The sequence below is a fragment of the Thalassospira australica genome (genome assembly GCF_044790785.1).
GTDB classification, from domain to species: Bacteria; Pseudomonadota; Alphaproteobacteria; order Rhodospirillales; family Thalassospiraceae; genus Thalassospira; species Thalassospira australica_A.
Window position 1 is genome coordinate 1,246,390 of the sequence record NZ_CP085258.1, and the last position, 13,284, is coordinate 1,259,673.

Genomic DNA, 13,284 nt, shown 5'->3' on the forward strand with positions numbered 1-13,284 from the left:
GAAAACTGGAGGATACCCAATGAGCCTTTCGTCACGCGAAATTCTGTCCAAGGCACCGGTCGTGCCGGTTCTGGTGATCGAAGACGTCAATGATGCCGTGCCGCTTGCAAGGGCGCTGGTTGCCGGTGGTCTGCCGGTGCTTGAAATCACGCTGCGCAGTGCCGCAGCCGAAGAAAGCATCAAACGCATCATCGCCGAAGTGCCAGACGCGATTACCGGTGCGGGCACCGTGATCAATGCCAAACAGATGGAACGCATGGCTGAAATCGGCTGTGCCTTTGCTGTTTCGCCCGGTCATACCGACGGTCTTCTGAAGGCCGCAAAGGATACCGGCGTGCCGTTGTTGCCCGGTGCGGGCACGCCGTCGGAAATCATGAACCTGATCGATCATGGCTATGACATGCTGAAATTCTTCCCCGCCGAACAGCAGGGCGGTGTTTCGATGCTCAAAGCCCTTTCGGGGCCGCTGCCGCAAGTGAAATTCTGCCCGACGGGTGGTGTGTCGCTGGCAAATCTTGGCGATTATCTGGCCCTGCCAAACATCATTACCGTGGGTGGTTCATGGGTGGCCCCCAAGGATGCGGTCAAGGCTGGTGACTGGGCCACCATCACCCGCCTGGCACAGGAAGCGACCGACAAGGTTGCCAAATTGCGCGGCTGATCGATCCTGATAGACGACAGCAAAAAAAGGAGCCCATAACGGGCTCCTTTTTCATTGGTGGTGCGGGGGATGTTAATCAGACAATGCGCGTGACGCGCCACTGGTTGCCATCAAATGTGCGTTGCAGCCCGACATCGCGAAGCTGATCGTCATTCAGATGTGCCATCACTTCGCGTTCGTTTTTGCGTTTGCGGGCTTCGGCCGAATAATTGGCGATCTTGTTGATCAGACGGCCAAACGGGACGCGGTTGGCGATGGGGTCGGTGCGGATGTCGAAGTCCTGTGCTTTGGTCGGAGTATGATAGGCCATGATATCCTCCTGATTTTCCAAAAGGTCGTGTTCTGTTGATGACCTGATCCTCTCATATGCAAAATAAAACGGGAATTTGGTTGTTTTGCAGATTTAATGTGCAAAAATAAACGGAACTGATGGCCCCGATCATAGGGACTGGTTAAGCCATGAACTGGAACGACCTGCGTTATTTTCTGATCCTTGCCGAAGAAGGCAGTCTTTCCGGGGCGGCCCGACGGTTGCGCAAGGAACACACGACTGTTGCGCGGCGTATCGAGGCGCTTGAAGAGGCGGTGGGAACCAAGCTGTTTGACCGTCTACCGCGCGGCTGGCAATTGACGGCTGCGGGGCAGAACCTTGTGCCGGTGGCCGAGCGTGTGGAGGCCGAGGCCCTTGGTTTTGAACGGCAGGCCAAGGGCGATGAAGCCGCCCACGGTGTGGTGCGCATATCTGTGCCTCCGGTTGCCGGGCGGGTTTTGTTTGCGCCCCGTCTGGCGCAATTGCTGACCGCGCATAAGGGGCTGGAATTTGAAATTATCGGTGCGTCCAATGTCGTCAATCTGGCCCGGCGAGAGGCCGATCTGGCGGTGCGCATGGTCACCCCGCGTGAGCCGGGCCTGATCACGCGCAAGCTGGTCGAGCTGGGCGTCGGTCTTTATGCCGCCCGAGGATATCGTGACCGCGTTCCCGAACAGGATTGGGAATTCTGCGGGTACGAGGACACGTCCTATGGAGCAGCCAAAAAGGAATGGGTGCGCAATATCATGGGGCGGGAATTGCCCTGCCGGTTTCGGGCGGATGATACGGAATCGGTGCGGCAATTCATCGCCGCCGGGCACGGGGTCGGGGTTTTGCCACGCTATTTGGCGGACGGGGACGAACGGCTTGAACTGATCCGGGCCGATACGGCGGGCGAAAGCCGCGAAACCGCATGGCTGGTTGTGCATCCCGATATGCGCCGCTCTCCCGGTGTCCGTCTTGTCATGGATGCCCTGATCAAGGCCGCCGACAGCATTTCGGCAGAATTTCAGGTGTGAAAAACAAAAAGAGACCCCGTGCTGTGTATCTGCGCGGGATCTCTTTTGCCTGAGGGAGGCATATCAAGGCGTGTCGATTGCCAGAATGAAAGGGTCAGGAACCCCGATCAGGCACCGCCTTGATTCTTTTAATAATTGTCGCGGGGCACATACCCGCTTTCGCTGCGTTCCAGCCCGATATCGCACAGTTGATGATTTGATAGCCGATGAAGTGCCGCGCGGCTTTGATGGCGTTTATAAGCGGCCAGCAGGGCATCAATCGCAGTTGTCACAATTTGCGACACGGTGGGGCGCGAGGGGCGGTTCAGCCGGACACTGGCATCGCATTCGATATGATGGGAGACGGTCATGTCGAAATCTCCTTGTTTTGGGGCTCGTTTGATATGGCCTGATCATGACATGCGCATAAATCTCATGTAATTCCGATAAAATGCGCTATGATTGTGCAAATTTGCGCAACCCGGGATGGGCCACCATGAACTGGAACGATCTGCGATATTTTGTCGTACTGGCAGGTGAAGGCACGCTTTCCGGTGCCGCCCGAAAGCTCGGCAAGGATCACACCACGGTTGCAAGGCGGATCGAGGCCCTTGAACAGGATGTCGGGGCGCGGCTGTTTGACCGGCTTGGGACGGGATGGTCGCTGACCGATGCCGGTGAAAATCTTGTGCCGGTTGCCGCAAAGATCGAGGAAGATGTGCTTGCGTTTGAACGTCAGGCGCGTGGGGATGAAACCGCGCACGGTGTGGTACGCATTGCCGTGCCGCCAGTGGCAGGTCGAATATTGTTTGCACCGCGCCTTGCCGAACTTCTGAAAGATCAGCGTCATCTGGAATATGAAATCCTTGGCTCCAGCGTCATTGCCAATCTGGCAAGGCGCGAGGCCGACGTGGCGGTGCGCATGGCAACCCCGGATCAAAGCGGGCTGATCGCACGCAAGCTGACCGATATCCGATATGCGGTTTATGCGGTGCGCGGTTACACCGCCAATGTGCCGGAAAAGGATTGGGAATTTTGTGCCGACGGGCGCAATAGCTTTGGCGATTATCAGCAGGGCTGGGTATGGGAACAGCTTAAACGTAAATTGCCGATGCGGGTCAAATCCGACGATACCCAGACCGTGCTGGCCTTTGTTGCTGCGGGATACGGGCTTGGCCTTCTGCCGCGTTATCTGGCGGACGAGGATGACAGGCTGGAACTTGTCACCGATGACGTGACCAATGAACTCAGCAAGCCGGTCTGGCTGGTCGTGCATCCCGATATTCGCCGCTCACCCGCGGTGCGGATGGTGATGGATGCCCTGATCAAGGCAACCGACGCCATCCCCGACCAGTATAAATGCTGATGGATACAGGTTTTTCTGACCGGATAACTGATCAAGCTTGCCAATCTGCACGTATCAATTGATGGCTCGGGATCAAACTTCCCGGAAAATGGTACATTGGTTCGTCGCAGGGTTGCGGCGGACGTCAATTGGCGGATGGCATGGGGATATCAACCCGGGATCTGGAACAGTTTCTGGCACGTGCGGCCGACGGCGATATGGACGCCTTCGGGCATCTTTATCATGCGACATCGGCGAAACTTTTCGGCATTGTCCTGCGTATCTTGAAAAACAGGGCCCAAAGCGAGGATATCCTGCAGGAAATCTATGTGCGGGTCTGGGAACGTGCCGGGGATTTCGAACCGGGCCGTGCGTCGATCATCACCTGGATGGCAACGATTGCGCGGAATAGGGCGATTGATGCGCTGCGCCGTGACAAACGCCATGACGCGGTGGTGGATGATTTCGATATCGATCAACTGGCCGATCATGACGATCTGTCGGTTGCCGATGATGCCGAACGCAATGATGATCTGCGCCAGCTTGAATTCTGCCTTGGCGGGCTGGATGATGATCGCCGTACAATGGTCAGGCTGGCCTATCTTGACGGATTTTCGCGTGCCGAACTGGCAGAACGGTTTGCCCAGCCGGTCGGCACGATCAAGACATGGCTGCATCGCAGCCTGAAACAATTGAAGGAATGCCTCGGATCATGACCGACCGGGAAGATATCGACATGCTGGCGGCGGAATATGTGTTGGGAACGCTTGATCCCGATATGCGCCGTGCTGTCGATGTGCGCCGGACAAATGAGGCGGAACTGAATGCCGCGATTGCTGATTGGGAAAAACGCCTGTCGCCATTAAACGGGCATTACCGCGATGAAATGCCGTCGCGCGACCTGTTCTCTGCCATTCGAGCCCGTATTGAAGGCGCACGCGCGCAGGCGGACAATATTGTCGAGATCGATCTGCTTAAACGCAAACTCGCCCGGTGGCGGATCGGGACATTTGCCACCGGTGCACTGGCGGCAAGTCTGATGGTGGCGGTTCTGGTATCGGATTTTACCAGCCCGGTTCAGGATCGGCAATTTGTCGCCGTGTTTCACCGTGACGATACCCAACCCGCCTTTGTCATGAGCATCGATCTTGATACCCGTGCGGTGATCATCCGTCCGGTTTCGGCAACATTGCCCGAAGGCAAAACCTATCAGCTATGGATCGCATCCGATCAGCTGGGGCCGGCACCAAAATCGCTGGGGCTGCTTGAAAGCGCATCCGCGCCAACAACCCGGTCGCTGGGGGAATTTGATCCGGCCCTGCTGCGCAATGCGACCTTTGGCATCAGTCTGGAGCCCGAAGGCGGATCGCCAACAGGGCGTCCGACGGGTCCTGCCATTCATGGCCGTCTGATCCCGGTCGAACACTGATTTCAAAAAAAGTTTCCCGATCTGAAACCCGGCCGGTCTGGCCCGCGTAGCTTCGATGCGCGCAACAAAGCGCGACACGAGCGGACGGCAGACAAACAGCCCGTCCCGGATTAACAGACAAGGAGACTTCAAATGCTGGTGACCAAAAAGATGTTCGGTATTCTCGGCGGGGCGCTGATGGCCGGTGCCCTGACCGCCGCCATTCCGACGGCGGCCAACGCCATGGGGCCGATGGTCGAGGCGATGGATCAGGATGTTTCGGGCGGAACCGTCAGCGCATCTAAAATCATGGCCGGTGAAAATGGCTGGCTGGTGGTGCATCGCACCGATTCCGCGATGAAGCCGGGCCCGGTTGTTGGTTATGCGCCGCTTAAAAAGGGCGAGAACATGGATGTTACCGCCATTCTGCAGGAACCGGTCAAATCCGGTGAGATGCTGATGCTGATGGTGCATTCCGAACAGGGTGGCATGAAAACCGGCTACTTTGAATATACGCTGGGTGCCAAGGAAGACGGCCCGATCAAGCCGGATGGTAAACTGGTGATGAAGGTCGTGACCGCAGAATAATTGGGTCACCCTTTAAATCAAACGGCCCGCAGGCAACCTTGCGGGCCGTTACCTTTTACAGCCAGCCAAGCTGCCGGGCTGCCGAAAGCAGCAGCAACAGGCCAAACAGGGTAATCAGGGCGGCCCCTGTCAGGCCAACCCCGCGACGAAGCCAGCCGGATGTCGTTTCCGACACGCTGAAAAGATGCTGCGTGCCGGTGCGAATGCCGATGGCGGCCAACCCGATCAGGCTGATGGTCAGCGCCACCCCGACCGCCATCGCAAAGGCCGATGCAACCCCGATCAGAAACAGCCCGTTCGCCAGTGTAAACAGCAACACCAGTATCGATCCGGTACAGGGTCGCAGGCCGACCACGACACCGCTTGCGATCATTTGCCAGCGGGATGTGATCGGGATAGCGGTATGATTGTGATCATGTTGATGCCCGTGATGATGGTCATCTGAGTGATCATGGTGATGATGATCGTGGCTGTGATCATGCCCGCCGTGATCGCAGCAATCATCACGCCCCTGCAAAATCCTTAAACACATCACTCCGCCCAGCCCGGCAATCAGGGCATAGGATATCGCCTCAAGTACCAGTCCGTTCTGCGTGATCGTCGCCGGACCAAGATTAAGGATCAGGGTCAGCGACCCGACAAGCACGATGGCCGTCACCGCCTGAACGGCTGCAATCAGGCTGCCCATGGCAACGCCCTGTTTCCATCCGGCATCACGCGACAGGAAATAGGTCGTGGTAATCATCTTGCCGTGACCCGGCCCCGCAGCGTGAAACACGCCATAGGCAAATGACAGGGCAATGATGGTCAATCCCGGCCACCACGCATCACCGGTTTTGGCGTCGCGCAGCGTTGCGGTCATTTGCCGGTTAAGCTGCGTCTGGATCACCATCACCTGCCCGACAATATCCGATAGCCAGCCCGGCAGACTGATCAGGCTTTCGCCATCATTTTGTGCCGCCTGATCAGGGGTATTCGGGGCTTGTTCGCTGCTTGTGCCACGGCCCAGAAGGTTGCTGGCCTGTGCAAACGCCGGATTACTCGGCAGAGACGAAATCGCCAGCAGAAAGGCCATGATCAGAACCGGCATCCGCAACCTGTTTTTCACAGGCAAGGTCGGCGCGGATCGGCGAAACCAGATCGAAATAGATGCGGTTCTTTTCATCTTCGCTCATTTCATAGTGGCATTTGAGATGGCGGGTGCCCTTGAACAGGATCGGATCGACCTGGGTGAAGGCAACATCAATATAGAATTCCGCGTCATACACCGACAGGGCAACGGCGTCTTTCATCGGATCAAGCGGCTCTTTGAGCGTCAGGGTGAAATCGTAACTTACCCGGCGGTCATCGGTGATATCGGCCTTGAAGTCCGTTGCCCCGGTAAAGCTCACAAGTTCCTCGTTCCGGCGCAGATGTGTCAGCCAGGAAACTTCGGAAAGAAGCGCAAACGCATTATCGTGAATGTCGGTGTTTTCTTCGTCAAAGAATCGCAAATCGCGATTTTTGTCGAACTGGTCGATCAGTGTCATGCTGAACAGATCGTCAAACACCCAATGCAGCCGGATTGCGGTGATTTTGTCGTCTTCAAAAATCATCTGCGCGTCGGCATCGATCCAGACATGCGGATGGGCCGATGCCGGCATGTTCGATCCGATCCACAGGACGGATGCGAGCATACCGGCGGCAAGGTTTTTAGGATTGCGACAGGCAGTCAACCAGCGCGCCCACATTCTGGCGCAGGATGTTCTGATAGGCATCCGGCCCCGCCGGAAGGTCTGCGCCCAGCGGGTCAAGCGTTCCGATATGCGCGCCCGTATCGGCAACCACGGCCTCGACGATGGCCGGGCGGAATTGCGGTTCGGCAAAGACGCAGACAGCGTTGCTGTCGCGGATTTTGTCTTCGATCTCATGCAGGCGCTTTGCTCCGGGCTTCTGTTCCGGTGAAACAGTGATCGAGCCGACCGCGTTTAGGCCAAATCCCGCTTCGAGATACTGATAGGCATCATGGAAAACGACGAACGGCTTTTCGCGAACCGGCGCGAGCTGGGTGTTCAGATCATTCCCAAGTGCATCAAGGCTTGCAAGGAACTTTTTCAGATTGTCCTGATAGGTGCCTGCGTGATCTGGGTCGATTTCACCGAGTTCGGTGGCAATCGCCTTTGCGATAGACGCACCATTGGCCGGATCAAGCCAAAGATGGGCATCAATACCACCTTCATCATGGTGGTGATCTTCTTCACCCTCGTGGGCATGATCATGTTCGTGATCATGATCGTGATCGTGATCGTGATCGTGCTCTTCGGCATGGGCGTGCTCATCGTGACCATGCTCGTCATGATGTTCCTCGTCATGGTCTTCGTGATCATGACCTTCGTGATCATGGCTGTGCGTTTCCCATGCACCACCTTCGCGCATTGCCCTGACGGTCAGGCCGTCAATATCGGCCAGTTCAAGCTGATGCGCATCGCCCGAAAGTGTCGCCAGCGGCTTTTCAAGGAACCCTTCAAGAGCATGGGCCACATAAATCACCAGATCGGCTTCCTGAAGCGATCGGGCTTCGCTGGGGCGCAGCGAATAGGCATGGGGTGATGACGCGCCATCAATCAGAAGAACCGGTTTACCAACCCCTTCCATAATTGCACTGGCAATGCCGTGGATCGGTTTGATCGATACAACGACCGACGGATTTTCGGCTGCCTGCACCCCATAGGGCAGGGCAAGCAACGGCAGGGCAAGCAGGGCGCGACGAAGGGCAGAAATGGGCATGGCATCAATCCGGTTCGAAACAGGGAAGGAGCAATTGGTGAGGTGTTATTTGTTATGTTATATCATAACGTTTCGTCAAGCGATAAATCCACGCATGATCCGGGTTTGGTAATTTGAGCCTAATAGGGGTTTTTATTTGATCCTGATAAGAGAGTTTCGCATCCGTAACGAAAAATCCGCATCCGTAGTTGAATGCGGATTTCTGGCGGATTTCGGCGTGAAATTACCGTTGGGGAAAGGAAATGATATAATCGGGTCGGCGCGATCAGACCCGCACACCCTTGCCGAGCTTTTTCTCGATCCGGCTTTGGATGAATTCGAAAATCCCCGAAAGCGCCCAGTAAATCAGTGCTGCTGAAATCAGCATTTCCATATATTTGAACTCGGACCGGCCATGGGTCCGCGCCAGATACATCAGCTCCCATACGCCCATCACGGAGACCAGGGACGAATCTTTCAGCATCGAAATGAACTGGTTACCGGTTGGCGGGATCACCAGCCGCAAGGCTTGTGGCAGGATCACCAGACGCATGACCTGACTGGGTTTAAGCCCAAGCGACAGCGCGGCCTCGGTCTGGCCTTCGGGAACGCCTTCGATACCCGCCCGGAAAATCTCGGCCATATAGGCCCCGTAACATAGCGACAGGGCGATGATCCCGGCCGGGACAGCAGACAGGACAATGCCAACCTGCGGCAGGCCCAGATAAATCAGCATGACTTGAAGTAACAGTGGTGTTCCACGAAAGAACGATGTGTAAAAGGTCGAAATGCCATAAAACACGCCGTTCGCCGATAAACGCCCAAGTGCTGCCGCCAGGGCCAGCAAAGTCGCGCAAAAGATCGACACCAGCGAGATGAAAAGTGTCAGCACCGCACCCTGAAGAAATTCCCCTTCAAGTTTGAGGCCCAGCAGGAAGGGCAGGCGCGAGCCGATGAAATCAAAGCTGAGGTCAAAGCTGTAAAAGAACAGGGCAAAGCCCAAAAGAAATTCCATCCAGACGATGATGGTCTGTACCCGGAACGACAGATTATGCAGCATCCTAAAATGCAGCCAAATCACGGTACCCAGTACGACGGCAACGATGACATCGCCAATCATGTTATCCACGCCAATCCAGATGCCCGGTTGGGCCGCCAGCAGGATCACGCCGCAAATCCCCGAAAACAGCCCAAGCGGCCAGCCGGGGCTGGTATTCGTTCGGGGGCGGGATGCGTTTTCGGGCAGGGGCGGGATCATCGGCGCTGACATTTTCATGAAATTGTATAAAACTGCGTCAGAACTACACAAAAAGAGAGTTTTAGGAAATGGGCTTTCACAAAACCGGGATGCTTCTGGCAGGGATCACATTTGCGATCATGCCGCTTGCCAACGGGATGGCGGGCGAAACCCTTGATCGCGTGATGGAAACCAAAACGCTGGTCGGTGCGACCGCCGATGGCTATCCGCCCGTTGCCTTTACCGATGAAAACAATGAGCTGACCGGTTTTGACGTCGAAGTCGCGCGTGAAATCGCCAAACGGCTTGGCGCGGAATTCAAACCGGTGACGCCCGCCTGGGAGGCACAGGTTGCCGGACGCTGGGCCGGGCGGTGGGATATCGCGGTCGGTTCGATGACCCCGACAACAGCGCGCGCCGAAGTCCTCGATTTCCCGGCGATCTATTACTATACCCCGGCAATTCTGGTCGTGCACAAGGACAACACAACCTATCAATCCGCATCCGATCTGGATGGCAAGGTGGTCGGGGCCTGTGCCGCCTGTTCGTATGAAGATTACCTGCGCAAGAACCTTGTGATGGATGTCGAGGGTGTACCGCCCTTTGACTACGAAGTCACACCGGGCCGTATCCAGACCTATGAGTCGGATGGCATGGCTTTTGATGATCTGCGTCTGGGCGATGGTGTGCGTATCGACGCGGTTCTGTCCAACGTGCCGACAGCAACAGCCGCAATTGAAAACGGCATGCCGTTCCGCATGGTGGGCGAGCCGCTGGTTTATGAGCCGCTTGCCATCGCAACCGACAAGGGGGATGCGGAATTCAACGCCAAGATCACCGAAATCGTCGATGCCATGCGGGCTGACGGAACGCTAAGCGCCCTTTCGGAAAAATGGTTCGGAGTTGATCTGACTGCGGTGAAATAATTGACCCGACTGCTGCATAAACAAAGCCGCCCGCAACCAAACGTTCGGGCGGCTTTGTGTTTATCGGTATCTGGATAAAGCCCGATCAGGTGTTGGCAAGGTCTTCGGGGGTGTAGTCCATTTCATGCAGGATTTCGCCGGTTTCATGGTCGACTGCCTGTAATGTCACGCCATATCCCCACAATTGCCCGATATAGCCCAGCGTCATTTCTGCTTCGGACTTATCAAGCCGGATACCGTCATGTTCGGTATGCTGGATGTAAAGCTGCCGGTTGCCACGAATATCGACATCCACCACCTGCATGTCCGGTTCACGGACCGAAATGTCATGCATCCTTGCCAAGGCGCGGCGCACCTTGCGATATCCATTGTCGTCATGGATGGCGGCGACTTCCAGATGCGGGCTGGAACTCAGATCGTCGATCAGGAACATCCGCATATCGCGCATCAGCTTGGGCGACAGGAATTGCAGGATGAAACTTTCATCGCGGTAATGTGCCCATGCTTCTTTCAGCGTTTCGACCGGTTCATTATTGCCTGCAATATCGGGGAACCATTTACGGTCTTCCTCGGTCGGGTCGACACAGATGCGGTGAATGTCCTGCATCATGGCAAAGCCAAGGGCATAGGGGTTGAACCCGGAATAGCGCGGATCATCATATTCGGCCTGAAACACCACGCGCGAATGGTAATCGATGAATTCCATCATCGCACCTTCGGATATCAGGCCCTTGTCATACAGGCTGTTCATGATCGCGTAATGCACATAACACGCGCAGCCTTCATTCATCATCTTGGTCTGTTTCTGCGGATAGAAATACTGCCCGATATTGCGCACGATCCGCAAAATCTCGCGTTCCCACAACTGCATGGACGGGGCATTTTTCTCCAGGAAATAAAGCAGGTTTTCTTCCGGCAGGCCGAATTGCGCCCGGCGTTCTTCCATCCGCATTTTCCGGCGCATTTCATCAAGGTCTTCGTCGTCCTTTTCGGCCTGGGGCAGGGTACGCCACAGATCGTTATAGGTTTCGTCCTCGTATTTCGCACGTTCGCGTTCGCGTTCAAGTTCCTCGGCCAGATTGGGTTTTTCCGGGTGTGAATACCGGTTCACTCCCTGTTCCATCAGGGCATGTGCCGCATCCAGAACCCGCTCGACCGCATCAAAGCCATACCGGTCCTCGCACTTGGCGATATAGCGTTTGGCAAATTGCAGGTAGTCCAGAATGCCTTCCGCATCGGTCCATTGCTTGAACAGGTAATTGTTTTTGAAAAAATGGTTATGGCCAAATGCCGCATGGGCTATCACCAATGCCTGCATGACGATGGTGTTTTCTTCCATCACATAGGAAATGCAGGGGTTGGAATTGATCACGATCTCATAGGCAAGACCCTGATATCCCTTGCGATACATCACATCGTCGCGCACGAACCGTTTGCCGAACGACCAGTGATGATACATCAACGGCATGCCGATGGATGAATAGGCATCCAGCATCTGCTCGGATGTAATCACCTCGACCTGATTGGGATAGACATTCAGTTTTAGCTCGTTGATCGCGATATCCTCGATCGCGTCATAGGTGGCTTTAAGCGTGTTGAAATCCCAGTCGGCACCTGAAAACAGAAATTCGGGGGCGGTGGCTGGCTCGGTCTTTTTGGTCATCCTTTGACCCCGCTCAGTTTTTCGGCACGGTTCTTGGCAAACAGTTCCCGGAAGACCGGGAAGATGTCGGCGGCTTTTGTCACCCGTTTAAGGGCAAATCGCGCATTGGTGCGGGCAATCGGGGCATAGGCCTTCCACAGGGCGGTTTCGCCTTCGGCAGAGGAGAAAATTTCGGCCTCGCGCTCGTCGGTGATTTCGATATAGGCGTAATACTGGCATTTCGGCAAAAGGTCCTCGGCCAGCAACGCCGTGCATTTCGCACCGTCATTGGAATAATTGTCCCCGTCCGATGCCTGGGCGGCATAGATGTTCCACTGATCGGTCGGGTAACGATCCTTCAGCACACGTTTCATTTCCTCTAACGCTGTGGAAACAATGGTGCCGCCGGTTTCACGCGAATAGAAAAACGTTTCTTCATCCACTTCGGCGGCGCGCGATGTATGGCGGATGAACACCACATCGACATGTTCGTACCGGCGATGCAAAAACAGGTGCAGCAGCATGAAGAATCGTTTGGCCAGTTCCTTCATCTGTTCGGACATCGACCCGGACACATCCATCAGACAGAACATGACGGCCTGCGTGTTCGGATCGGGGATTTGCTGGAACTGGTTGAACCGTGTGTCGATGGGGTCGATGAAGGGGATCGCCTTCATGCGGCGCTTGGCTTCCTCAAGTTCGGCCAAAAGAATGTGAAGCGTGTCTTCATCCGTCTTGGTCAGTTTGCCGGATGGGCGTTTTTCCGCCTTGGCCTGAAGGGCGGCGATCCTTTCTTCAAGGTCACGAACCTGTGCCGTTTTCGGGCGTCGCAAACCGATCCGGCGCGCCAGCGAATTGCGCATGGTGCGCACAAGGCTGAGGTTCGATGGCGTACCCTCGACCGAAAAACCGGCCCGCGCCGTACGATAGGCGGTGGTCTGTTTCAGACTTTTTTTCAAAAGGTCGGGCAGTTCCAGATCTTCGAAAAAGATATCCAGAAACTCGTCACGCGTCAGACTGAACTGAAATTCGTCCTCGCCCTCGCCGTCAGGGCTGGCCTGTGACCCGCCGACACCACCATCGCCGCTTTGCGGGCGGGCAATCCGGTCGCCAGGCACAAACTTTTTATTGCCGGGCAGGACATAATTGCGATCCCCGCCGCGGCGTGCGTGATGGAAACCCGGTTCATGCAGGGTCTTTCCCGGAATGGTGATGGAATCGCCGCTATTGATATCGGTAATGCCGCGGGTGCGGATGGTGTCTTCTACCGCCTTTTTGATCTGTGCCTTTGCACGCCGCATAAAGCGCTGCCGGTTGCCAAGGCTTTTGCCTTTCGGGTTCTTGCGGCGGTCGACGATATAAAGCATGGGCCATCATATCCTTGCTTGCGCACGTATCGTTTCGAGAACCCCGGCCGACGCTCG

The 13,284-nt window shown here is 55.9% G+C and carries 15 protein-coding genes; 7 read left to right on the forward strand and 8 right to left on the reverse strand.

Annotated elements, in window-relative coordinates:
* The first annotated feature begins 19 nt into the window (after nucleotides 1-19).
* Nucleotides 20-661 (forward strand): bifunctional 4-hydroxy-2-oxoglutarate aldolase/2-dehydro-3-deoxy-phosphogluconate aldolase, encoded by a 642-nt coding sequence (locus tag LG297_RS05880; protein ID WP_404426023.1) that lies wholly within the window; start codon nucleotides 20-22, stop codon nucleotides 659-661.
* A 76-nt stretch (nucleotides 662-737) separates the two neighbouring features.
* On the opposite strand, the gene LG297_RS05885 is transcribed toward LG297_RS05880, so the two are convergent.
* Nucleotides 738-971 carry a hypothetical protein gene (locus LG297_RS05885; protein WP_404426024.1) on the reverse strand — a complete coding sequence of 78 codons (234 nt, stop codon included), beginning with the start codon at nucleotides 969-971 and terminating at the stop codon, nucleotides 738-740.
* Nucleotides 972-1,120: 149 nt separating this feature from the next.
* Here LG297_RS05885 and LG297_RS05890 point away from each other — a divergent pair, with 149 nt between their 5' ends.
* Nucleotides 1,121-1,990 carry a LysR family transcriptional regulator gene (locus tag LG297_RS05890; protein ID WP_404426025.1) on the forward strand — a complete coding sequence of 290 codons (870 nt, stop codon included), beginning with the start codon at nucleotides 1,121-1,123 and terminating at the stop codon, nucleotides 1,988-1,990.
* Nucleotides 1,991-2,118: 128 nt separating this feature from the next.
* On the opposite strand, the gene LG297_RS05895 is transcribed toward LG297_RS05890, so the two are convergent.
* Nucleotides 2,119-2,340 (reverse strand): DUF1127 domain-containing protein, encoded by a 222-nt coding sequence (locus LG297_RS05895; RefSeq protein WP_404426026.1) that lies wholly within the window; start codon nucleotides 2,338-2,340, stop codon nucleotides 2,119-2,121.
* A 125-nt stretch (nucleotides 2,341-2,465) separates the two neighbouring features.
* Here LG297_RS05895 and LG297_RS05900 point away from each other — a divergent pair, with 125 nt between their 5' ends.
* From LG297_RS05900 to LG297_RS05915, 4 genes are all read left to right on the forward strand, one after another.
* On the forward strand, nucleotides 2,466-3,335 hold the full coding sequence (locus LG297_RS05900; protein WP_404426027.1) for a LysR family transcriptional regulator: 870 nt from the start codon (nucleotides 2,466-2,468) through the stop codon (nucleotides 3,333-3,335).
* 140 nt (nucleotides 3,336-3,475) lie between these two features.
* Nucleotides 3,476-4,030, forward strand: a complete 555-nt coding sequence (locus tag LG297_RS05905; protein WP_404426028.1) for a sigma-70 family RNA polymerase sigma factor — start codon at nucleotides 3,476-3,478, stop codon at nucleotides 4,028-4,030.
* Nucleotides 4,027-4,743 carry an anti-sigma factor domain-containing protein gene (locus tag LG297_RS05910; protein ID WP_404426029.1) on the forward strand — a complete coding sequence of 239 codons (717 nt, stop codon included), beginning with the start codon at nucleotides 4,027-4,029 and terminating at the stop codon, nucleotides 4,741-4,743. Before LG297_RS05905 ends, LG297_RS05910 begins: the two co-directional genes overlap by 4 nt.
* A gap of 132 nt (nucleotides 4,744-4,875) precedes the next feature.
* Entirely contained in the window at nucleotides 4,876-5,310 is a 435-nt protein-coding gene (locus tag LG297_RS05915; protein WP_404426030.1) for a hypothetical protein, read from the forward strand.
* Between the two features lie 55 nt (nucleotides 5,311-5,365).
* Here the strand turns inward: LG297_RS05915 and LG297_RS05920 are convergent, their stop codons facing one another.
* The 4 genes from LG297_RS05920 to LG297_RS05935 all read right to left on the reverse strand — a co-directional run bounded on the left by LG297_RS05920 (nucleotide 5,366) and on the right by LG297_RS05935 (nucleotide 9,325).
* Complete coding sequence (locus LG297_RS05920) at nucleotides 5,366-6,385, reverse strand: nickel/cobalt transporter (protein ID WP_404426031.1); 1,020 nt, start codon at nucleotides 6,383-6,385, stop codon at nucleotides 5,366-5,368.
* Complete coding sequence (locus LG297_RS05925; RefSeq protein WP_404426032.1) at nucleotides 6,348-7,025, reverse strand: DUF1007 family protein; 678 nt, start codon at nucleotides 7,023-7,025, stop codon at nucleotides 6,348-6,350. Before LG297_RS05925 ends, LG297_RS05920 begins: the two co-directional genes overlap by 38 nt.
* A complete protein-coding gene (locus LG297_RS05930; protein WP_404426033.1) occupies nucleotides 7,003-8,076 on the reverse strand; it encodes a zinc ABC transporter substrate-binding protein in 1,074 nt (357 codons plus the stop codon). The genes LG297_RS05925 and LG297_RS05930 overlap by 23 nt, the downstream gene beginning before the upstream one ends.
* 265 nt (nucleotides 8,077-8,341) lie before the next feature.
* The gene (locus tag LG297_RS05935) at nucleotides 8,342-9,325 is read right to left on the reverse strand and encodes an amino acid ABC transporter permease (protein WP_404426034.1); all 984 of its coding nucleotides are present in this window, start codon (nucleotides 9,323-9,325) and stop codon (nucleotides 8,342-8,344) included.
* Between the two features lie 56 nt (nucleotides 9,326-9,381).
* On the opposite strand from LG297_RS05935, the gene LG297_RS05940 reads away from it, so the two are divergent.
* Nucleotides 9,382-10,218 (forward strand): transporter substrate-binding domain-containing protein, encoded by an 837-nt coding sequence (locus LG297_RS05940; RefSeq protein WP_404426035.1) that lies wholly within the window; start codon nucleotides 9,382-9,384, stop codon nucleotides 10,216-10,218.
* A gap of 85 nt (nucleotides 10,219-10,303) precedes the next feature.
* Here LG297_RS05940 and LG297_RS05945 read toward each other — a convergent pair whose 3' ends face one another.
* Together LG297_RS05945 and LG297_RS05950 are read right to left on the reverse strand one after the other, a co-directional pair.
* Nucleotides 10,304-11,881, reverse strand: coding sequence for a SpoVR family protein (locus LG297_RS05945; protein ID WP_404426036.1), 1,578 nt, complete (start codon nucleotides 11,879-11,881; stop codon nucleotides 10,304-10,306).
* Complete coding sequence (locus tag LG297_RS05950; protein ID WP_404426037.1) at nucleotides 11,878-13,227, reverse strand: YeaH/YhbH family protein; 1,350 nt, start codon at nucleotides 13,225-13,227, stop codon at nucleotides 11,878-11,880. The genes LG297_RS05945 and LG297_RS05950 overlap by 4 nt, the downstream gene beginning before the upstream one ends.
* Nucleotides 13,228-13,284 lie beyond the last annotated feature (57 nt).

Excerpts from the sequence above, each read along its gene's own strand:
- LG297_RS05880 (WP_404426023.1), top strand. The coding sequence starts at position 20 with ATGAGCCTTTCGTCACGCGAAATTCTGTCCAAGGCACCGGTCGTGCCG.
- LG297_RS05885 (WP_404426024.1), bottom strand. The coding sequence starts at position 971 with ATGGCCTATCATACTCCGACCAAAGCACAGGACTTCGACATCCGCACC.
- LG297_RS05890 (WP_404426025.1), top strand. The coding sequence starts at position 1,121 with ATGAACTGGAACGACCTGCGTTATTTTCTGATCCTTGCCGAAGAAGGC.
- LG297_RS05895 (WP_404426026.1), bottom strand. The coding sequence starts at position 2,340 with ATGACCGTCTCCCATCATATCGAATGCGATGCCAGTGTCCGGCTGAAC.
- LG297_RS05900 (WP_404426027.1), top strand. The coding sequence starts at position 2,466 with ATGAACTGGAACGATCTGCGATATTTTGTCGTACTGGCAGGTGAAGGC.
- LG297_RS05905 (WP_404426028.1), top strand. The coding sequence starts at position 3,476 with ATGGGGATATCAACCCGGGATCTGGAACAGTTTCTGGCACGTGCGGCC.
- LG297_RS05910 (WP_404426029.1), top strand. The coding sequence starts at position 4,027 with ATGACCGACCGGGAAGATATCGACATGCTGGCGGCGGAATATGTGTTG.
- LG297_RS05915 (WP_404426030.1), top strand. The coding sequence starts at position 4,876 with ATGCTGGTGACCAAAAAGATGTTCGGTATTCTCGGCGGGGCGCTGATG.
- LG297_RS05920 (WP_404426031.1), bottom strand. The coding sequence starts at position 6,385 with ATGGCCTTTCTGCTGGCGATTTCGTCTCTGCCGAGTAATCCGGCGTTT.
- LG297_RS05930 (WP_404426033.1), bottom strand. The coding sequence starts at position 8,076 with ATGCCCATTTCTGCCCTTCGTCGCGCCCTGCTTGCCCTGCCGTTGCTT.
- LG297_RS05935 (WP_404426034.1), bottom strand. The coding sequence starts at position 9,325 with ATGTCAGCGCCGATGATCCCGCCCCTGCCCGAAAACGCATCCCGCCCC.
- LG297_RS05940 (WP_404426035.1), top strand. The coding sequence starts at position 9,382 with ATGGGCTTTCACAAAACCGGGATGCTTCTGGCAGGGATCACATTTGCG.
- LG297_RS05945 (WP_404426036.1), bottom strand. The coding sequence starts at position 11,881 with ATGACCAAAAAGACCGAGCCAGCCACCGCCCCCGAATTTCTGTTTTCA.
- LG297_RS05950 (WP_404426037.1), bottom strand. The coding sequence starts at position 13,227 with ATGCTTTATATCGTCGACCGCCGCAAGAACCCGAAAGGCAAAAGCCTT.